The 18,161-nt window shown below is 31.6% G+C and carries 21 protein-coding genes and 1 pseudogene; 17 read left to right on the top strand and 5 right to left on the bottom strand.

The annotated features are described in order from the left end of the window. Positions 1 to 45 precede the first annotated feature (45 nt). From G5V56_RS17405 to G5V56_RS17350, 12 genes and pseudogenes are all read left to right on the top strand, one after another. Positions 46 to 1,095, top strand: coding sequence for a nucleoid-associated protein (locus G5V56_RS17405; protein WP_166967511.1), 1,050 nt, complete (start codon positions 46 to 48; stop codon positions 1,093 to 1,095). Positions 1,096 to 1,198: 103 nt separating this feature from the next. Continuing rightward, the gene (locus G5V56_RS17400; protein WP_166967509.1) at positions 1,199 to 2,089 is read left to right on the top strand and encodes a gliding motility protein GldB-related protein; all 891 of its coding nucleotides are present in this window, start codon (positions 1,199 to 1,201) and stop codon (positions 2,087 to 2,089) included. A gap of 115 nt (positions 2,090 to 2,204) precedes the next feature. Next, complete coding sequence (locus G5V56_RS17395; protein ID WP_166967507.1) at positions 2,205 to 2,537, top strand: ArsR/SmtB family transcription factor; 333 nt, start codon at positions 2,205 to 2,207, stop codon at positions 2,535 to 2,537. A 297-nt stretch (positions 2,538 to 2,834) separates the two neighbouring features. Next, positions 2,835 to 3,465, top strand: a pseudogene (locus G5V56_RS17390) (methyltransferase domain-containing protein); the annotation flags it as partial. Between the two features lie 19 nt (positions 3,466 to 3,484). After that, entirely contained in the window at positions 3,485 to 4,093 is a 609-nt protein-coding gene (locus tag G5V56_RS17385; RefSeq protein WP_166967505.1) for an arsenate-mycothiol transferase ArsC, read from the top strand. Between the two features lie 6 nt (positions 4,094 to 4,099). Further along, the gene (gene arsB / locus G5V56_RS17380) at positions 4,100 to 5,137 is read left to right on the top strand and encodes an ACR3 family arsenite efflux transporter (protein ID WP_166967503.1); all 1,038 of its coding nucleotides are present in this window, start codon (positions 4,100 to 4,102) and stop codon (positions 5,135 to 5,137) included. Positions 5,138 to 5,201: 64 nt separating this feature from the next. Beyond that, a complete protein-coding gene (locus G5V56_RS17375; protein WP_166967501.1) occupies positions 5,202 to 5,507 on the top strand; it encodes an ArsR/SmtB family transcription factor in 306 nt (101 codons plus the stop codon). A gap of 50 nt (positions 5,508 to 5,557) precedes the next feature. After that, the gene (locus G5V56_RS17370) at positions 5,558 to 5,851 is read left to right on the top strand and encodes a thioredoxin family protein (protein ID WP_240911416.1); all 294 of its coding nucleotides are present in this window, start codon (positions 5,558 to 5,560) and stop codon (positions 5,849 to 5,851) included. An 8-nt stretch (positions 5,852 to 5,859) separates the two neighbouring features. Then, positions 5,860 to 6,837, top strand: a complete 978-nt coding sequence (locus G5V56_RS17365; protein ID WP_166967499.1) for a permease — start codon at positions 5,860 to 5,862, stop codon at positions 6,835 to 6,837. Positions 6,838 to 6,853: 16 nt separating this feature from the next. Then, the gene (locus G5V56_RS17360) at positions 6,854 to 7,294 is read left to right on the top strand and encodes a nitrophenyl compound nitroreductase subunit ArsF family protein (RefSeq protein ID WP_166967497.1); all 441 of its coding nucleotides are present in this window, start codon (positions 6,854 to 6,856) and stop codon (positions 7,292 to 7,294) included. Further along, a complete protein-coding gene (locus G5V56_RS17355; RefSeq protein ID WP_166967495.1) occupies positions 7,294 to 7,995 on the top strand; it encodes an aromatic aminobenezylarsenical efflux permease ArsG family transporter in 702 nt (233 codons plus the stop codon). Before G5V56_RS17360 ends, G5V56_RS17355 begins: the two co-directional genes overlap by 1 nt. A gap of 86 nt (positions 7,996 to 8,081) precedes the next feature. Continuing rightward, complete coding sequence (locus tag G5V56_RS17350) at positions 8,082 to 8,429, top strand: hypothetical protein (RefSeq protein WP_166967493.1); 348 nt, start codon at positions 8,082 to 8,084, stop codon at positions 8,427 to 8,429. Positions 8,430 to 8,442: 13 nt separating this feature from the next. Here the strand turns inward: G5V56_RS17350 and lipB are convergent, their stop codons facing one another. Both lipB and G5V56_RS17340 read right to left on the bottom strand, forming a co-directional pair. Continuing rightward, the gene (gene lipB / locus G5V56_RS17345; RefSeq protein WP_166967490.1) at positions 8,443 to 9,150 is read right to left on the bottom strand and encodes a lipoyl(octanoyl) transferase LipB; all 708 of its coding nucleotides are present in this window, start codon (positions 9,148 to 9,150) and stop codon (positions 8,443 to 8,445) included. Positions 9,151 to 9,179: 29 nt separating this feature from the next. Next, positions 9,180 to 9,338 (bottom strand): YqaE/Pmp3 family membrane protein, encoded by a 159-nt coding sequence (locus tag G5V56_RS17340; RefSeq protein WP_166967486.1) that lies wholly within the window; start codon positions 9,336 to 9,338, stop codon positions 9,180 to 9,182. 156 nt (positions 9,339 to 9,494) lie between these two features. Between G5V56_RS17340 and G5V56_RS19180 the strand changes: the two genes are divergently transcribed. Together G5V56_RS19180 and G5V56_RS17330 are read left to right on the top strand one after the other, a co-directional pair. Then, positions 9,495 to 10,544, top strand: a complete 1,050-nt coding sequence (locus G5V56_RS19180; protein WP_166967483.1) for a helix-turn-helix domain-containing protein — start codon at positions 9,495 to 9,497, stop codon at positions 10,542 to 10,544. A gap of 108 nt (positions 10,545 to 10,652) precedes the next feature. Beyond that, the gene (locus G5V56_RS17330) at positions 10,653 to 11,090 is read left to right on the top strand and encodes a DUF1573 domain-containing protein (protein ID WP_240911414.1); all 438 of its coding nucleotides are present in this window, start codon (positions 10,653 to 10,655) and stop codon (positions 11,088 to 11,090) included. Between the two features lie 112 nt (positions 11,091 to 11,202). Here the strand turns inward: G5V56_RS17330 and G5V56_RS17325 are convergent, their stop codons facing one another. Then, the gene (locus G5V56_RS17325; RefSeq protein ID WP_166967482.1) at positions 11,203 to 12,090 is read right to left on the bottom strand and encodes a hypothetical protein; all 888 of its coding nucleotides are present in this window, start codon (positions 12,088 to 12,090) and stop codon (positions 11,203 to 11,205) included. A gap of 246 nt (positions 12,091 to 12,336) precedes the next feature. Between G5V56_RS17325 and lysS the strand changes: the two genes are divergently transcribed. Together lysS and G5V56_RS17315 are read left to right on the top strand one after the other, a co-directional pair. After that, complete coding sequence (lysS, locus tag G5V56_RS17320) at positions 12,337 to 14,025, top strand: lysine--tRNA ligase (RefSeq protein ID WP_166967480.1); 1,689 nt, start codon at positions 12,337 to 12,339, stop codon at positions 14,023 to 14,025. 115 nt (positions 14,026 to 14,140) lie between these two features. Next, complete coding sequence (locus G5V56_RS17315; RefSeq protein ID WP_166967478.1) at positions 14,141 to 15,358, top strand: hypothetical protein; 1,218 nt, start codon at positions 14,141 to 14,143, stop codon at positions 15,356 to 15,358. A gap of 10 nt (positions 15,359 to 15,368) precedes the next feature. Here the strand turns inward: G5V56_RS17315 and G5V56_RS17310 are convergent, their stop codons facing one another. After that, the gene (locus tag G5V56_RS17310; protein ID WP_240911411.1) at positions 15,369 to 16,988 is read right to left on the bottom strand and encodes a dipeptidyl-peptidase 3 family protein; all 1,620 of its coding nucleotides are present in this window, start codon (positions 16,986 to 16,988) and stop codon (positions 15,369 to 15,371) included. 152 nt (positions 16,989 to 17,140) lie between these two features. Continuing rightward, positions 17,141 to 17,305: a hypothetical protein gene (locus G5V56_RS17305; protein WP_166967474.1), complete on the bottom strand. Its 165-nt coding sequence runs from the start codon at positions 17,303 to 17,305 to the stop codon at positions 17,141 to 17,143. Between the two features lie 300 nt (positions 17,306 to 17,605). On the opposite strand from G5V56_RS17305, the gene G5V56_RS17300 reads away from it, so the two are divergent. After that, on the top strand, positions 17,606 to 18,088 hold the full coding sequence (locus G5V56_RS17300; protein ID WP_166967472.1) for a DUF4890 domain-containing protein: 483 nt from the start codon (positions 17,606 to 17,608) through the stop codon (positions 18,086 to 18,088). The last annotated feature ends 73 nt before the right edge of the window (positions 18,089 to 18,161 follow it).

The raw sequence follows: 18,161 nt of genomic DNA, 5'->3' as shown, positions 1-18,161 counted from the left end.
AAATTATGTAGTATTGCGTCCATAAAACTAACACGCAATTACCTTATGATTTCAAGAAAAAACGCCTCCATTTCAAAATTCATCATTCATAAAGTTGGCAACAAGTTTAACGACACCAAAAATGCTTTTTCAGAAAAATTAGTTGATTTTGATGAAGCCAGTTACGATTTAATGCTACCGTTTTTATTAAGGCCGTTTGCTTCGGTAGTGCAGAGTTACCGTTTTAATCATCATTCCAATATTTCGCTCAACGAAATCAACACCTACTCTAATCAATTATTTAATGAAGATGATGCGTTTATAGAAGTTTCAAAACATATCGTCACCCATTTGTACGAGCAATCCAATTCATCACAAATAAAAACCGGCGATGTATTGGTTGTTATGTTTGAAGGCATAGAATTTAACGAAATAACTACCAATGCCGTAGGGATTTTTAAAATAGAAAATAAAGTTAATTTCTTTCAGACCTATTTAGAAAACAACAGTTACGATGTGCTGGTTCAAAAAGGAATAAGCTCTAAAAAAGTAGATAAAGGTTGCTTGATTTTAAACCAATCTGATACCGAAGGCAATATTATTTTAAGTGTTGATAATAATAGTTACGACGCCCAATATTGGATTAATCACTTTCTGAATATTAAATATGCCGATGATGCCAACAGCCACACCCAACAATATATCGAGCTTTGTAAGGAGTTTTCAACCGAAATTTTAAAAACCAGTTATGGAGCCCAAGAACAAAACACCTTTTTAGCGAAAACCATCGATTTCTTTAAAGAGAATGAAATTGTGAATGTAGAACGTTTTAAAGATGAGATTTTTGAAGAAGACAAGCACAAAACCTTGTTTGATGATTACAAAAAAACTTTTGAAGGCGAACAAAATCTTGTTATTAGAAATCAGTTTGACGTTGCCGAACGCGTGGTAACTAAAGAAAAGAAAAAAATTAAAACCGATATCAAGTTAGACACCAACATACAAATTAAATTGGATATTGATGCTCCTGAAGCTGCCAGCGAATATTTGGAACGTGGTTATGACAACGAGAAAAAAATGCATTATTATAAAGTGTTTTTTAATGCAGAAGGATAAATTTGTTTTATAAGAAATTTATATAAAATTCGTTTACATTGGATATAATCAAATAAAAAAGACAATATGAAACCATTGCAGGTAAACTGAAAACACAATCGCAATGTATAAAACAATAATATCACTTTTCACAGTATTAAGTCTTACAAAAGTAGTTGGACAAGAGAAAAATTTCCCAAAGAATCCACAAGAAGTTATATTTAAGACTTCCGATATTCAAAATTTTTGGAAAGCATTTGATACGATAGAAAACTCTGATGTAAATCCTTTCGAGACTTATATTAAAAACGGAACAATCGGACTTCAAGATTTTATTCCCTATAGAATAATTAGTGCTGATTCTTTACTAACTATGGTAGATAGACGTAGACTGGATTATGAAAAAATCAGAGGAATTAAGGTAAAAATCAAGGAAGAGGAGAAAAAGATTAAACCATACTTTTATGCATTAAAATATTGGTATCCAGATGCTGTTTTCCCTCCTGTTTATTTTGTTATTGGTCGCTTTAATAGTTCGGGTACTAGATCTCAAGACGGATTAATAATTGGAGCCGAAAAACTTAAAAGTTTAGACCATCTGCCTGGATTGGTAATTCACGAATCTGTCCATTTCCAACAAAAATGGCCCAAAGGTGGAGAGACAAATTTACTGCAACTGTCTATACTTGAAGGTGCGGCAGACTTTATCGCTGAACTAGTTACAGGACAAAAGGGTAATAAAGAAGCAATCAACTACGGAAACGAGCACAAAGAAAAGTTATGCTATGAGTTTATAGAAAAAATGAATGGAAACGATATGCAGGATTGGCTTTATGAAACGAGTGGAAAAGATGATAGACCAAACGACATTGGTTATTGGATTGGTTATGAAATTGTAAAAGCTTATTTTGATAAAGCCGAAAATAAAAAATTAGCGGTAAAACATATTCTAAATATCAAAGATTTTGATAAGTTTTTAAAAGAAAGCGGGTATTTGGAAAAATATATTGGGTAAATCGCTGGTAACTCCTTACTCATTGCACAAAAAATTAAACAACACCAATAAAACTCAAAAAAAAAATTTCCTATTTAATTTATTAATCGTAATATTGCAATATAATAATACAATAATGGGATTAACAAAAACCGAAAAATTTACCGATGCTCAAAATAACATTGCTCAAATAGCAAAAGTTCTTGGTCATCCAGCACGCATTGCCATTTTACAACACCTTATAAAAATAAACAGTTGTATTTGCGGAGATTTGGTTGATGAAATTGGATTAGCACAACCTACTATTTCACAACATTTAAAAGAGTTAAAAAACATTGGCATTATTCAAGGAAATATTGAAGGCACCAGTGTTTGCTATTGTATAAATCAAGAAAAATGGGAATATATTACAACACTATTCGCTTCATTTTTAAATCAAAACACGAACAACACGACCAGTTGTTGTTAAATAAAATTAGTATTTCACCAATTAATAAAACTTTTTATGAAAACTGAACAAGAATTAAAAGACATCGTAAAAACAAGATACACTAAAATTGCCGAACAAGGCAAAACAGAAAACGCCTCGTCTTGCTGTGGTGCCACAACGCCAACAAATAAAGTATATAACATCATGATGGATGATTATACAAATACTGAAGGTTATGTAGATGAAGCCGATTTAGGTTTAGGTTGCGGACTTCCAACACATTTCGCTAAAATTAAAAAAGGTGATACGGTTATTGATTTAGGCTCGGGTGCTGGTAATGATTGTTTTGTGGCAAGACATGAAACTGGGACCGAAGGAAAAGTGATTGGTATTGATTTTACTCCTATCATGATCAAAAAGGCACGCATTAATGCTGAGAAACTAGGCTATAATAATGTAGAATTTCGCGAAGGAGATATAGATGATACCTATAAGCGATAATGTGGCCGACGTTATTGTAAGTAATTGCGTTTTAAATTTGGTGCCTAGTAAAGAAAAAGTGATTAAAGAAATTTACAGAGTTTTAAAACCTGGAGGTCATTTTAGTATCTCAGATATTGTTTTAGTTGGTAATTTACCGGACGCGTTAAAAGAAGATGCCGAAATGTATGCTGGTTGTGTTGCAGGCGCCATTCAAAAAACAGACTATCTTAAACATATTTCAGATGCAGGATTTTCGAATGTAACGATTCAGAAAGAAAAACCCATTACCATCCCCGACGATATTCTTAGCAAATACATGAGTGATGATATGATTCGTGATTTTAACAGCAGTAGTATTGGTATATTCAGCATTACTGTGTATGCCGAAAAACCAGGAAACAAAGTAGAAAAACCAAAGGTTACACTATCAGAAATTCAAGAAAATACAGGCTCTTGTTGCACTCCTAAAAGTGGTTGTTGTTAAAATTTAGCTAAGCAATAATATGTATAAAGATATTAACGAGGCAATTTCTAATTTAAATATTGAGAATTTATCTAATGAACGAAAATCTATACTTCAACCCTTAATAGATTTTATTCAGCAGAAAAAGGACAACAAAGAAGATGTTAGGCTGAATTTTATTTGCACGCATAATTCGCGTCGTAGTCATTTATCGCAAATTTGGGCCCAAACGTTGGCAGACTATTTTAATATAAAAAACGTGTTTAGTTATTCTGGTGGCACCGAAGCGACGGCCATGTTTCCTATGATTGGTGAAACATTAAGTAATATTGGGTTTAAAATCAGTGCACTTTCAGAAGGAAAAAATCCAGTTTACGCTGTTAAATTTTCAGAAAACGAGCATCCTATAATTTGTTTTTCAAAAACCTATGATGCTGCCTTTAATCCAACATCTGAATTTGCGGCTATCATGACCTGCTCGAATGCTGATGCTGGCTGTCCGTTTATTGCTGGTGCCGAAAAACGAATTCCAATTACGTTTGAAGATCCAAAAGCATTTGATAACACGCCGCTTCAAAAAGAGAAATACCACGAACGAAGTCTGCAAATAGCAACGGAATTGTGCTATGTATTTTCACAAATAAAATAATGTGTTATGACTAAGAAAAAGTTAAGTTTTTTGGACAGCTATTTAACGCTTTGGATTTTTACCGCCATGGTTTTAGGTGTTGGTATTGGGTATTTTATCCCGACATTTCCCAATATCATTAATTCGTTTAGTAGCGGAACTACGAATATTCCAATTGCAATCGGTTTAATATTAATGATGTATCCGCCTTTAGCAAAAGTTAATTATTCGCTATTGCCAAAAGTTTTCAAAAACACAAAGATTCTTTCTATTTCTCTTATTCTGAATTGGGTAATTGGTCCCGTTTTAATGTTTGTTTTAGCAATCACATTTTTACGTGACTATCCAGAATATATGGTTGGACTTATTTTAATTGGTTTAGCAAGATGTATTGCTATGGTTTTAGTTTGGAATGATCTTGCCGAAGGTAGCAGCGAATATGGTGCTGGATTAGTAGCATTAAATAGTATTTTCCAAGTATTTGCCTATAGTTTTTATGCCTGGATTTTTATAACCGTTCTTCCGCCCTATTTTGGATTTGAAGGTGCGATTGTAGATATTTCAATAGGTACCATTGCAGAAAGTGTAGCAATTTATCTCGGTATTCCTTTTATAATGGGAATCTTGAGCAGACTTATTTTAGTAAGACTTAAAGGTGAAGAATGGTATACAAACACATTTATTCCTAACATTTCACCAATAACATTAATTGCTTTATTATTTACAATCATTATTATGTTCTCATTAAAAGGTGAGTTGATTGTACAAATCCCAATGGATGTTTTAATCATTGCAGTTCCTTTACTTATCTATTTTACAGTCATGTTTGTTATTGGATTTTTTGTTACCAAAGCAACAGGAGCAGAATACGACAAAACTGCTTCAGTAGCTTTTACCGCAGCAGGTAATAACTTTGAATTAGCTATTGCCGTTGCTATTGCTGTTTTTGGATTGAACTCCGGTCAGGCGTTTGCTGGTGTTATTGGTCCTTTAGTTGAAGTTCCTGCGTTAATTTTGTTAGTTAAGGTATCTTTTTGGCTTCGAAAAAAATATTATGTATCATAAAAGGTCAATATGATAAAAATCATATATCCAAAATAAAACCAATCGTATATTTGCGATAATAAATATGAAAAGAAGTTTAGAACATATTAAGTACGAAGAGGGGACAGAAGTTTTAGCCCGATTTGCAAAAGCATTGGGCCATCCTACTCGTATTGCTATTTTAAAACATTTAGAAAATCAATCATGCTGTTTTACTGGTGATTTGGTTGATGTGTTTCCATTAGCACAATCAACAATCTCTCAGCACTTAAAAGAATTAAAAGATGCTGGTTTAATTCAAGGAGAATTAAAACCACCAAAAATAAAATATTGTATTAATCAAGAGAATTGGAAGATTGCCAAATCATTATTTTCTGCTTTTTTCGATTGATATTTTTTTAATAAACCTATCGTCTAATGGCGATAAACAAACAATAAATTATGAGTATTTCTATTAAAGTCTTAGGCACTGGTTGTCCAAAGTGTAAAACCTTGACTTCTCTAGTTGAAGCCGTTGTTAATGAAAATAATATTGATGCATCCATTGAAAAAGTTGAAGATATTATGGACATTATGAAGTTTAACGTTATGACAACGCCAGCGTTAGTTATTAATGATGTTGTTACCATAAAAGGAAGAATTCCTTCGAAAGCAGAAGTTTTAGAACTATTGCGCGAAAATAAACCAGCGAACAATTCAGATGAAAACTGCTGCGCTTCTGATAGTTGCTGCTAGGATAAAATATGTTTGACTGGATTCAGCATATTGCCGATTGGTTTGTATTTGACACACTTCATTTAGAAAAAGGAAATCATTTAGCAGAGGCTTTAAATTTCTTTATTTACGACACAACAAAGATTTTAATTCTTCTTGTGGTTGTTATTTTCATAATGGGTATCGTCAACAGTTACTTTCCTGTAGATAAGGTTAAAAACTACCTATCCCGAAACAAATTATACGGATTGGAATACCTTATGGCGAGCCTTTTTGGCGTGGTTACACCCTTTTGTTCGTGCTCGTCTGTTCCTTTATTTATTGGGTTTGTAAGAGGCGGCATTCCGTTAGGCGTAACCTTTGCGTTTTTAATAACATCACCGTTAGTTAACGAAGTTGCCATTGGACTTTTTATTGGTTTATTCGGAATACAAACTACCTTAATATATGTGGTTAGTGGTATCTTATTAGGAACCATCTCGGGAATAATTCTTCAAAAATTAAAATTAGAACGCTTTTTAACACCTTGGGTAAAAGAAGTTTTAGCAAATGCACAAAGAGAACAGGATACATTTCAAATAGAAAAAAGTTCCTTTCAACAACGATTACCAATAATTTGGGCAGAAGTGGTTAAAATTCTAAAAGGTATTATCCCTTATGTTATTATTGGTATTGCTATTGGCGGATTGATGCACGGCTATATTCCAGAAGGTTTTTTTGAACAATATATGAATAAAGACAACCTTTTTGCGGTACCAATTGCCACAATTTTAGCCGTTCCTATGTATTCGAACGCATCGGGTATATTGCCAGTTGTTCAAGTTTTGGTAGCAAAAGGAATTCCTTTAGGAACTGCTATTGCCTTTATGATGGGTGTTGTCGCACTCTCTTTACCCGAGGCCATGCTCTTGAAGAAGGTCATGTCGCTAAAACTAATAGGCATTTTCTTTGGCGTTGTTGCGCTTTGTATCATTCTATCTGGATATCTTTTTAATCTCATTTTATAACTATAAATACACACTTATGAAACAATTTAAATTCACTTCAATTTTAGCAATTACCTTACTATTTTTAACGTCTTGCAAGGACAAAGAAACCAGTCAAAATTTATCAACAAATGAAACCATATCTAAAATAGAGGTCATCGATTTTCATTCTACCCATAGATGTATGACTTGTAATGCTATTGAGGCCAATACAAAATTTACACTAGACACCTATTTTAAAAAGGATTTGAAAGATGGAAACATCACATTTCAAGTTATCAATGTAGATGAAAAAGAGAATGAAAAACTAGCTGAAAAGTTTCAAGCTTCAGGAACAGCTTTATTTTTAAATGTTATAAAAGACGGAAAAGAAAGACATATCGATTTAACAGAATTTGCCTTTATGGAAGGAAATGATCAAGACGTTTTTTCAAAACAACTTAAAGACAAAATTGAAAACGAGCTAAAAACGCTTTAATGGAGTATTTAAAAACTTTATTAGAAACCACTAATTTACCGTTTTTATCTGCTTTTTTATTAGGACTTATGACTTCGATTAGTCCATGTCCTTTAGCAACTAATATTACCGCAACGGCATTTATATCGAAAAGTATATCGAGTAAAAAGAAGGTGCTTTTAAGTGGTTTATTATATTCCTTAGGTAGGGCTTTTAGTTATACAGCTATCGGACTCATCTTATATTTTGGTGCCAGCAAATTCCATATAGCGCGCTTTTTCAATCAAAATGGCGAAAAATATTTAGGTCCGCTTTTAATTATTATCGGACTAATTATGCTGAATATTATTAAGCTTAACTTTTTAGGAACTTCTAATTTCTCAAATAGATTATCCGAAAAATTTAAAAATAAGGGATTACTAGGTTCTTTTTTAATTGGAGTAATATTTGCGTTAGCCTTTTGTCCTTACAGTGGCGCCTTATTTTTCGGGATGCTTATTCCATTAACGATAACAAGTCCAGACGGACTGTATTTACCCATTATTTTTGCCTTCGGAACAGGAATTCCTGTGATTTTATTCACCTATCTTTTGGCATTTGCTGCAACCAGTGTTGGTGTATTCTACTCAAGAATTACAAAAATTGAGAAAGTAATGCGATATGTAGCTGGTGTTGTTTTTATTATAACAGGACTTTACTATGTAAGCCTGTTCATTTTTTAAACATGGACTCAAATAGCTTATAGAATTAAAAATAGGCGCAACCTTCTCTTTAGTATAGCATCTAATAAAAAAACATATTAATTACAATGACAAAGACACTCTTAACATCAGCCTTTTTATTATTCATAATGACATCTTGTAATTACAGTGATAAAGATGATTATAATAACACATGTAATGTTTCCAACCCTATTGAAGATTTGTCTTGGTTAAAAGATAAAATTCTAGAACTTGAACAAACAAGTTTATATGAATCTGGAGAAATCTATATATCACAAGCTAATTATAATGGTAATACTATTTTTATTATGGGTAATTGTTGTGCAGTATGTAATACTATTGTTCCTATATATAATTGCAAAGGTGAATCAATTGGCTATATAGGAGATGACACTTTTGATTCAACTATTCTTGAAAAGGATGTTATCATTTGAAAACCAGAAAATTTTATCTGCAATTAAAAAAATGAGCTTCAAAAAGCTCAGAAAAATGCTTGAGTAACTTTTCTTTTACGTCTTCAATTGAAACTTCTTTAACGCCTAATTCCACATGAAGTGATGTTACCGCTTTTCCACGAATTCCGCAAGGAATAATATTATCAAAATAACCTAAATTAGCATTGACATTCAATGCAAAACCATGCATGGTAACCCAACGACTGGCACGAACGCCCATGGCACAAATTTTTCTAGCAAAAGGTGTTCCTACATCTAACCAAACACCTGTTTCGCCTTTGCTACGCTCTGCTTTCAAGTCGTATTCAGCAAGCGTGAGAATAATCATTTCTTCTAAAAAACGAAGATACTTATGAATGTCTGTAAAGAAATTTTCTAAGTCTAAAATAGGATATCCTACTATTTGTCCCGGGCCATGATAGGTAATATCACCGCCTCTATTAATCTTATAAAACGTTGCTCCTTTATCTTTTAGCTGACTTTCATTTAAAAGTAAATTTGACATATCGCCACTCTTACCCAAGGTATATACATGCGGGTGTTCAACAAATAAAAAATAATTATTTGTTGGAAGTAGAGACTCCTCTTTTCTATTTTTAATCTTGGTTTCAACAATTCCTTTAAATAATTGTTCTTGATAATCCCAAGTTTGCTTGTAGTCTTTAGAGCCTAAATCTTGCAGTTCTATTTGCTTATTCATAGACTGCAAAATTACAATAATTTTAAATGTTAACGCTTCGGATTATTAAGAATAACGAGCGCAGCAATAACGCCCGGAACCCATCCACAAAGCCATAATAGAAAGACAATAAATATAGAGCCGCAACCTTTATCTAATACAGCTAAAGGCGGACAAAGGATAGATAGTAAAACTCTCCAGAAACTCATTTTTGATAATTTTTAATTGATGATTTCTTATATGACGCTTTTTAAAAAGAGATGTTACAATTAATTTTATTTTATTCATTCCTTTTAATCAACAAAAAATGCTGTTTTAAACAGGTCTTTTAATTATTTTTGAATAAAATATAGTAGATTCGCAGCATGAGGTTCAAATACATTTTACCTTTTCTATTACTCTTTTCGTTATCTGTAAAAGCACAGTATAAATTTACTGGACATATAGATAATAAACAATGGAATAACTATGTATATCTATCAATCATAGATGATTACAGAAAAATTACAGGTGTCTATTCTGAACAAATTATTGCACGCGTAAAAACTGATAGTTTAGGCTATTTTATGTTTTCTGGTGATGAGATTGAAAATGACAATAGAATCTACAGAATTCACGTTGATAATTGTTTTGATGAGGAAAATGCCAATCATTTTAATGGGCATTGTGATAAAAGCAAAGAAATAGTGTTTATAGCTAAGAACACAGACACTATTGCATTTCCGTTTTCATTTGAAAACGAAATGTTTTGCGATATACAATCCAACAATCAAAAAGCAAATGCATTGATTAAAATAGACTCTTTAAAAGATGAAATGAAGTTTGCCTTTAGTGAGTTTAGAAGTGAAGCCAATAGAAAGCTAAACAACAAAAAATGGTTTAAAACTTTACAAACCTTTGGTAAACAACTTAACGAACCTATTGCCGAACTGTATATTTATGCATTTTTATCTGACCGTAAAAGCGATTTTCACACCTATTATCTTGAAGATTTACAAACAAATCCTTACTATGATGATTTACTGGATAGGCTTGTTAAAAAATATCCAAATGCGTCTTACACCAAACAGTATAAAACTGAGTTAACTTCAGACCAATATATACTCTCACAAACAACAGAAACCAGTCGTATTCCGTGGTTGTATATTATTGTTTCACTTCTTATTTTATCTTTAATTACAAACATCTATTTTTGGTTCACTTTCAAAAAAAAGAAGTCTGCTGCTTTTATAAAAGATCAACTCACCAAACAAGAACAAAATATTCTTAATCTTATATTAGAAGATAAAACCAATAAGGAAATTGCAGATGCCTTATTTGTTAGTATAAGTACCGTAAAAACCCATGTAAACAACATCTTTAAAAAATTACAGGCACAATCAAGAGATGAGGTTAAATCTCTGTTTAACAGTTAGTTTTAAAAATTAAACTAGGTACTAGTACTCATTTCAACCCATAAATTTTTAGATTATTGCAAAAAAACAATGATGTTTGTACCTTAGTAACTTAAAAAACTTATAATTATGACACACCCAATGAAACAATCACTTAGCTTTAAGAGCATTTGCTTTTTAGCATTATGTTTACTTACGTTCTCTTTTGGCTTTTCACAAGACGCTGCTGCAAAAAAAACTGCCGGTGTTTTATCATTTGATACCACAGAAATAGACTATGGAACTATTCAACAAAATGATAACGGTGAGCGTACCTTTAAATTTAAAAATACTGGAGACGCACCTATTATAATATCTCAAGTAAGAACATCTTGTGGTTGTACTGTTCCTTCGTATTCTAAAAATGAGCCTGTTTTACCTGGTGAAACAAGTGAAATTAAAGTTAAATACGCAACAAACAGACTTGGTGTTTTTAATAAAACAATCACAGTTATGTCAAACGCTAGTGAACCAAGCAAATTACTTCATATTAAAGGAGAAGTAAAACCAAAACCAGCAGATAAATAATACTGCATTAAAGATATTTTACATTTAAAATCTACTTTAAAGCCCCATTCCATTAAAATGGAATGGGGCTTTAAAATTTTATAAAAAAGTGGAACTAAATAAATCTTTAAGTTTATTGACAAACTGCTTCAAGCGCATCTTCAATATCTCCGGGTGTACTCATAATTTTCATAAAAGTTCCCATAGTTAGTTCTGGCCAAAATAGTGCAATTCTATATTTCCCATGTAACATTGTCGCTTCTTTACCTTGTAAAATAATTTCATAAGGCAGTGCTGCTAAATGCGCTTCACCTATTTTGGGAAGAAAATTAGACTCACCTTCTTCTGTATTTTGTAATCCAATACCAAATACTGCAACTTGCTCTTTTGGATAAATAAGTTTATAGACTAGTGTTGTTTGTCCTTTTTTAGCTTTTAAGTTTTCTTCAATTAACGCAACTCCTTCTTTAAAAGAATTAAATTCTGCCAATTCAACAGGATCTGTAAAATAAGGCATCATAATTTTGTAGTGGTACTTTTTTAGCTTTTCAGCATCTACAGTTCCCCCAAAAGGCGAAAACTCATTACCCAAAGGAGATAAAGCTATTTTTAAATCTTTACTAAATTTTTCAAAAACTCCTTTAAATCGTTCATAATCATCCATCAAATAAGCTCTGAGCAAATAGTCTGGATTTGTATAGGAAATAATAATCTCTCCATTTTTATTTTCAAGACCTATTTTAAAAACAGCTGCCAAAGCTCCTCGATTATCAACTTTTATAACTGTTGATTTGATATCATTTCTTGTGAAAGCAATAACCTTTAAAGTAGATTTTCCTGAGGGATTGTAAGAACCCAATACCGTAAAACCATTATCATTTAAACTAGTTACTGCTTTTTCTGCAACAACTTCTATAGATTCTGACGATTTACCTACCTTAACATAAGGAGACAAATCCTGCCCGTAAGAATAAAAAGTAACAAAAAATAGGGAAGTTAAACTTAGAATTAATTTTCTCATTTTAAATTTAATTTAGTTTAGTATTAAGCGTTTAGTTTAATTCTAATTAACAAGAAAAAAACTTACTATAAAGTAAACGCTTTCTGTAAACTTAAAGCATGACTTATGTCATACTAAAACACATAAATAATAAGAAAAACCGTTTATAAAGAATGATTTTTTGCAACTATTGAACAGAATGTTTAAAAAGATGTTTTTCTATCCTTTTAAATAGTTTAATTTTGACGTTTTAAAAACAAAAATAAGATGCAGCTTTCTGAACAAGAATTAGTAAGACGAGAAAAATTATTAAAATTACGTCAGCTAGGTATTAATCCTTATCCAGCAGATTTATACTCAATAGACCATTCTTCAAAACAAATAAAGGAAGAATTTGAAGAAGGGAAAAAAGTAACTATCGCTGGAAGACTTATGGCTATTAAACTTCAAGGTAAAGCTTCTTTTGCACAACTTCAAGATGCAGCAGGTAAAATACAAGTTTATTTTAACAGAGATGAAATTTGTCCAGATGAGGATAAATCTAAATATAATGATGTCTTTAAAAAACTTTTAGATTTTGGTGATTTTATTGGCGTTGAAGGTGAATTATTCACAACTCAAGTTGGAGAAAAAACAGTAAAAGTTAAAGATTTCACATTGCTAAGCAAAGCGCTAAAACCATTACCATTACCTAAAGAAAAAGATGGTGTTGTGTTTGATGCCTTTACTGACCCAGAACAACGTTACAGACAACGCTATGCTGATTTAGTTGTAAATCCTAAAGTAAAGAACGTATTTATAAAACGTACGAAGCTTTTTAATGCTATGCGTTCATTTTTTAATGATGCTGGTTATTTTGAAGTTGAAACACCGGTTTTACAACCTATTCCAGGGGGCGCAGCCGCGAGACCATTTATTACCCATCATAATGCTTTAGATATTCCACTTTATATGCGAATTGCTAACGAGTTATATTTAAAAAGATTAATTGTTGGTGGTTTTGATGGTGTTTATGAGTTTTCAAAAAACTTCAGAAATGAAGGTATGGACAGAACCCACAATCCTGAGTTTACAGCCATGGAAATTTATGTAGCCTATAAGGATTATAACTGGATGATGGATTTTTGTGAACGCCTATTAGAACATTGCGCTATTGCTGTTAACGGAACCACAAAAGCAACATTTGGAAGTCATGATATAGATTTTAAAGCACCGTATGCAAGAGTTACTATGGCAGACTCTATCAAACACTTTACAGGATTTGATATTACTGGCAAAACTGAAGATGAAATTAGACAAGCAGCAAAACAATTAGGTATTGAAGTAGATGATACCATGGGTAAAGGAAAACTTATTGACGAAATATTTGGTGAAAAATGTGAGGGTAATTATATCCAGCCAACATTTATTACCGACTATCCAAAAGAGATGAGTCCATTATGTAAAGAACACAGAGATAATCCTGAATTAACCGAACGTTTTGAATTAATGGTATGCGGTAAAGAAATAGCTAATGCATATTCTGAGCTAAATGATCCTATTGACCAACGAGAACGTTTTGAACATCAACTAAAACTTGCCGAAAAAGGAGATGATGAAGCGACTGAATTTATTGATGAAGACTTTTTACGCGCTTTAGAATACGGAATGCCTCCAACATCTGGTATGGGAATAGGTATGGATAGATTGATTATGTTTTTAACTAACAATCAATCGATACAAGAAGTATTATTTTTTCCACAAATGAGACCAGAGAAAAAAGCTATAGATTTAAGTGAGAATGAAAAAGTTATTCTCAATATTCTAAAGACCCAAAAAAGCATGAATCTTAACGATCTTAAGGCAAAATCAGAATTAAGCAATAAAGCTTGGGACAAAGGTATTAAAGGCTTAACGAAACATAAATTGGCTAAGGTTGAAAAAATTGAGGATGATTTAATTGTTGAAATGCTGTAAGTGTTATCAATTTTTCTATTAATATTAAAAAGAACCTTTAGAAGGTTCTTTTTTTATTTAGCATTAAGACAAAATCTATCTAATAATTAGTCTATAAACTTTATATATTTGACTGATGTTAAAAAGATGTTTATTCTTTATTATTTTAGGTCTTCCTTTTGTTGTTTCAGCCCAACAAAAGGATAGCCTGTCTTTTAAAAATGGTATTGACAAACCAAGTATTTTAACAACTCATCATTTTGGTATTTTTAGCTCAAGGATTAATCAAAATTTTAAAATATCAGCTTCACCGAATTGCACGTTCTCATTAAATTATGCGAGTGGCAATAATTTTCAGCCTTTTGTTGAAACTTATATTCCAAAAGACCCTGTGGTGCAGGAAGAGCAAAGTCATTTAAGCTGGTATCAAAGAAACTTTCAATTTATTGATCAAGAAACAACACCTGCTGATTACATAAACATTGTGATTGATGCCGTTATTAAAGAATTTAGATTTCAGGTAAGTCTTCCAATAAATAAGCAAAATGAACTTAATATTTCGCTTCGTTCTTATTTAATTACTAAAGGAAATGATCCGTTTTCATTCTTTACAAGTGACGAAACTATTGAATGGTTTCATAGTAATATTGCCGGAGGCGAAGACCTTTATGGTCGGAAATATTTCGGTTTAAATGAGGTGAATTTTAAATATGCCGATAGAAATGGAAAGATTCTTGAACTGAATAACAAAGATTTTTTTATTAGTGGTATTGAATTGAATCATTTTTTTTACCCGTCGTTTTTAATTAATAAAAACAACAATCTATTTTTCAACTTCGGAACACATTTAGGTATCAATACTTCAAAATTTAACTCGTCACTAGATCTAGGTTTTTCTGCCAATGCTGTTAAAAGGCTTACACTTAAAAACAAAAACGAATTTAATTTTGCTTTTGGAGCAAGTGTTTTGCGTAAAAATGTTATCAACTTTAAAGATGTGGTTGATTTAGGTAATAACCAATTCTTAGCGAGTATTGAAACCGAGATTGAATTTACAAAGTATACTAAAAATAAAAACTATCATTCACTAGGAATTAATTATGGTATACAGTCGCGTTATAATAAATTAAAAGAGGTTAACTATTATAATTTTATTGATAACATAGAAGAAATTCATGCTGGCTGGCAACATGGTATTTCAACACTTTACAAAGCCCTTTCATTTTGGACATTTATATATACTTATGCGCAACCCAAATTCAAAGTATCACTGTATTTCAAAGAAGATTTTCGTATAAATAATGCTCCAGATTTTCAAACTGGTTTTGGTTTAACAGTGCCTATCTTAAAATGATTATGAAATATTAAAGTCCTAAAACATCAACACCTTGATTAAAAACAACATCAACAGGAATGTTGGCTAATCTTAACCTGTCGAGATCCGCTTGTAATGATTTAGTAACAATTCCTTTTTCAGCGACTAATTTAGCAACACCTTCATAATCTCCATTACCCTGAAGCGTTAAAATAAGATTAGATAAATCTCTCATGGCGACTTCCATTTTATCAAAATTCACTTTAAAAGTTCCATCTTCATTTCTTGTAAACGCACCTTCCTCTTTAAAATAATTAAATCGAATCATATTCGCGATTCCATGGGCATCTGATGCTCCAAAACGAACCGAACGAAAAATACCCGCCATAAACGTCACCATATTATCTTTAAAATCATTGGTTAATTCTCCTTTTAGATGAAGTTGTTGAACCATATATAATCCTAAAATATCAGCTTTTCCTTCCTCTAACGCACTTGCATATTGTTGAAGTGCTGTTCTTACGGTTCCTTTACCATTGATAGTGTTTTTTATCCCTAAACCATGAGCAACCTCATGAAACATCGTGTTTGCAAAAAAGGCATCGAATGTAATGTGTTTAAGTTGACTTGAATCTATTAAAACATCGGCTATTGGAACCATTATTTTATCGAATTTCGCCTTCATAGCATTTTTAAGCTGAACTCGACGTGTTCCTTTTTGAAGTTGTACTTCTTCATCATTAGGTAAATTAATAGCGATTGTTTTACCTCCAGAGTTAGCTTCGCCTGCATAATAAACCACATCGTATGCGTTTAAATCACTATCTGTTCCTGGAGTTTCTTGTTTATATGCATCATCAACAGGAAGTCCTTTTTGAAGTTCTGGTAAATATGATGTAAAATGAGCTAAACGCGCACTCCATTCTTGATCCTTGATTAACACATAAGCTTCATGAGCGGCTTTATTGCCAAAAAGTTGATCTTCGTAAGTTTCTATAGGGCCAATAACAATATCTAGCACATTAGTTTTCATATTCATCCAAGCTAAATCGCTTGCTTGATACTCATCATTTAATACAGCTTGAGCTCTTAATTCTAGATATGTTTTCAAGTCTTCATTATCGGCTAATTTTGACGCTTCTAAAAGCAACTGAGACACTTCTGTAATTTCTTTCTCAAATTGTTTGTGATATGGTATAGCATATAAATTTCCATTGTCATCTCGACGAACAAAAGTGTAAAGACTCGATTTACCTTCAAAACTTGCAGCATTAAATTCTTCTTTAGTCATGTCTCCAGGATAAAAGTTAGCTCCAGCTGGTTTCTCACCTACACCTTTAACAAAAGGCTTATCTGCTTTTAATCTATCCCATGGACCATAATTAATTTCTACAAATCTCTTTGTGTCGTTATCATCAATGCTATTTAACAAGGCATCTTTATCACCATAAGTTTCATACCAAAATAAACCGTTCATTATATCGGAAGCCTTAATTAAAATAGGAATCATTTTACGTTGATTATCTGTAAGCTTACTTAAATCAGACGTCAACGTAACAGGCACATATTCATTAATATTTTTTTGCATAGTAGTTAAAGCTACTTCGTTATTAGAAATTTCTTTTTTTTCCTTTTTACAAGAGACTGTTAACACTAAAAATGTCAACATAAAAGTTATTTTTTTCATGACGTTTAATTGTTTCTATAAAAGTACTAAATCATAATCTATAAAACGATTAACCAAATGAAAAAGCCAGCAATTTAACATCACTGGCTTTTTCAAACTAAACTAACTAAACTAACTTATGAAAAAAATTTTACTTATCTTTTAATTGAACTATAGTGTTCTGCTGTATCTACATTTATTTTTAACGGAAGTACAATAGGTCTTCCATAAACAGAATTAAAATGTGATAAATCAAAAAAAATAGTTGTTACAATAACCTCTTTAATTGCTCCTAAAAAACTTTTTATAAATAACGTCATGATGATTTATCAATTAATTTCTTGTACAAATAGACAACAAAATCTCGAAACAATTAATGCCATTTAGAAATGTTTAACACCAAAATTTAAAACTTTATATCTTCTTTAAGATATGCATTCTATTATGTTAAATTTTTAAGACCTTTTGTCTAGTTATGTTCTTAAATAGAACTGTTTTGATAAAAACCAATTCACCTTATTCAATCTCCTTCATATCATAATATTTAGTTAAAACAACTATCTCATTTAAACCTTTTTAAAATATACATGTCCTACTTACAACTTTAAATAATATTCAAAATGAAAAAATTAGTATTTATAGCAGTAGCATTTATAGCTATTCAAGCAACTTCGCAAAATGCGAATCAACGTCCTAATAAAGAACGCGGAAATAGAGCGGAACAATTTAGTGATATGACTCCAGAAGAAATAGCAACGCTGCAAACAAAAAAAATGACTTTACATTTAGATTTGAATGAATCTCAACAACGTGCTGTTCAGCAATTGAACTTACAAAATGCCACTGAAAGAAAAGCCAGAATGGAAGCTCGTAAAGCCCAAAGAGAAAGTGGGAATATGGAAAAACCTTCAAAAGAAGAACGTTTAAAAATGATGAATGAGGTACTTGATCATAAAATTGCCATGAAAGCAAAAATGAAAGATATTTTAAACGCCGACCAATATGCCAAATGGGAACAATCTCAAGAAAAAATGGAAGGAAGACACAAAAAAATGGCCATGCAAAACGGCATGAAAGGAAAACAAAAAAATAATAAAAAATAGTTTAGTTTAGTTAGTTGATTGATTTTAGATTGATTGTAAAACGCATTTCCAAATTTTGGGAATGCGTTTTTAT

The sequence above is a fragment of the Yeosuana marina genome, from assembly GCF_011762485.1.
Lineage (GTDB): Bacteria > Bacteroidota > Bacteroidia > Flavobacteriales > Flavobacteriaceae > Yeosuana > Yeosuana marina.
This window is presented reverse-complemented; position numbering and strand designations above follow the sequence as displayed.

Excerpts from the sequence above, each read along its gene's own strand:
- G5V56_RS17405 (WP_166967511.1), top strand. The coding sequence starts at position 46 with ATGATTTCAAGAAAAAACGCCTCCATTTCAAAATTCATCATTCATAAA.
- G5V56_RS17400 (WP_166967509.1), top strand. The coding sequence starts at position 1,199 with ATGTATAAAACAATAATATCACTTTTCACAGTATTAAGTCTTACAAAA.
- G5V56_RS17395 (WP_166967507.1), top strand. The coding sequence starts at position 2,205 with ATGGGATTAACAAAAACCGAAAAATTTACCGATGCTCAAAATAACATT.
- G5V56_RS17385 (WP_166967505.1), top strand. The coding sequence starts at position 3,485 with ATGTATAAAGATATTAACGAGGCAATTTCTAATTTAAATATTGAGAAT.
- arsB (WP_166967503.1), top strand. The coding sequence starts at position 4,100 with ATGACTAAGAAAAAGTTAAGTTTTTTGGACAGCTATTTAACGCTTTGG.
- G5V56_RS17375 (WP_166967501.1), top strand. The coding sequence starts at position 5,202 with ATGAAAAGAAGTTTAGAACATATTAAGTACGAAGAGGGGACAGAAGTT.
- G5V56_RS17370 (WP_240911416.1), top strand. The coding sequence starts at position 5,558 with ATGAGTATTTCTATTAAAGTCTTAGGCACTGGTTGTCCAAAGTGTAAA.
- G5V56_RS17365 (WP_166967499.1), top strand. The coding sequence starts at position 5,860 with ATGTTTGACTGGATTCAGCATATTGCCGATTGGTTTGTATTTGACACA.
- G5V56_RS17360 (WP_166967497.1), top strand. The coding sequence starts at position 6,854 with ATGAAACAATTTAAATTCACTTCAATTTTAGCAATTACCTTACTATTT.
- G5V56_RS17355 (WP_166967495.1), top strand. The coding sequence starts at position 7,294 with ATGGAGTATTTAAAAACTTTATTAGAAACCACTAATTTACCGTTTTTA.
- G5V56_RS17350 (WP_166967493.1), top strand. The coding sequence starts at position 8,082 with ATGACAAAGACACTCTTAACATCAGCCTTTTTATTATTCATAATGACA.
- lipB (WP_166967490.1), bottom strand. The coding sequence starts at position 9,150 with ATGAATAAGCAAATAGAACTGCAAGATTTAGGCTCTAAAGACTACAAG.
- G5V56_RS17340 (WP_166967486.1), bottom strand. The coding sequence starts at position 9,338 with ATGAGTTTCTGGAGAGTTTTACTATCTATCCTTTGTCCGCCTTTAGCT.
- G5V56_RS19180 (WP_166967483.1), top strand. The coding sequence starts at position 9,495 with ATGAGGTTCAAATACATTTTACCTTTTCTATTACTCTTTTCGTTATCT.
- G5V56_RS17330 (WP_240911414.1), top strand. The coding sequence starts at position 10,653 with ATGACACACCCAATGAAACAATCACTTAGCTTTAAGAGCATTTGCTTT.
- G5V56_RS17325 (WP_166967482.1), bottom strand. The coding sequence starts at position 12,090 with ATGAGAAAATTAATTCTAAGTTTAACTTCCCTATTTTTTGTTACTTTT.
- lysS (WP_166967480.1), top strand. The coding sequence starts at position 12,337 with ATGCAGCTTTCTGAACAAGAATTAGTAAGACGAGAAAAATTATTAAAA.
- G5V56_RS17315 (WP_166967478.1), top strand. The coding sequence starts at position 14,141 with ATGTTAAAAAGATGTTTATTCTTTATTATTTTAGGTCTTCCTTTTGTT.
- G5V56_RS17310 (WP_240911411.1), bottom strand. The coding sequence starts at position 16,988 with ATGTTGACATTTTTAGTGTTAACAGTCTCTTGTAAAAAGGAAAAAAAA.
- G5V56_RS17305 (WP_166967474.1), bottom strand. The coding sequence starts at position 17,305 with ATGACGTTATTTATAAAAAGTTTTTTAGGAGCAATTAAAGAGGTTATT.
- G5V56_RS17300 (WP_166967472.1), top strand. The coding sequence starts at position 17,606 with ATGAAAAAATTAGTATTTATAGCAGTAGCATTTATAGCTATTCAAGCA.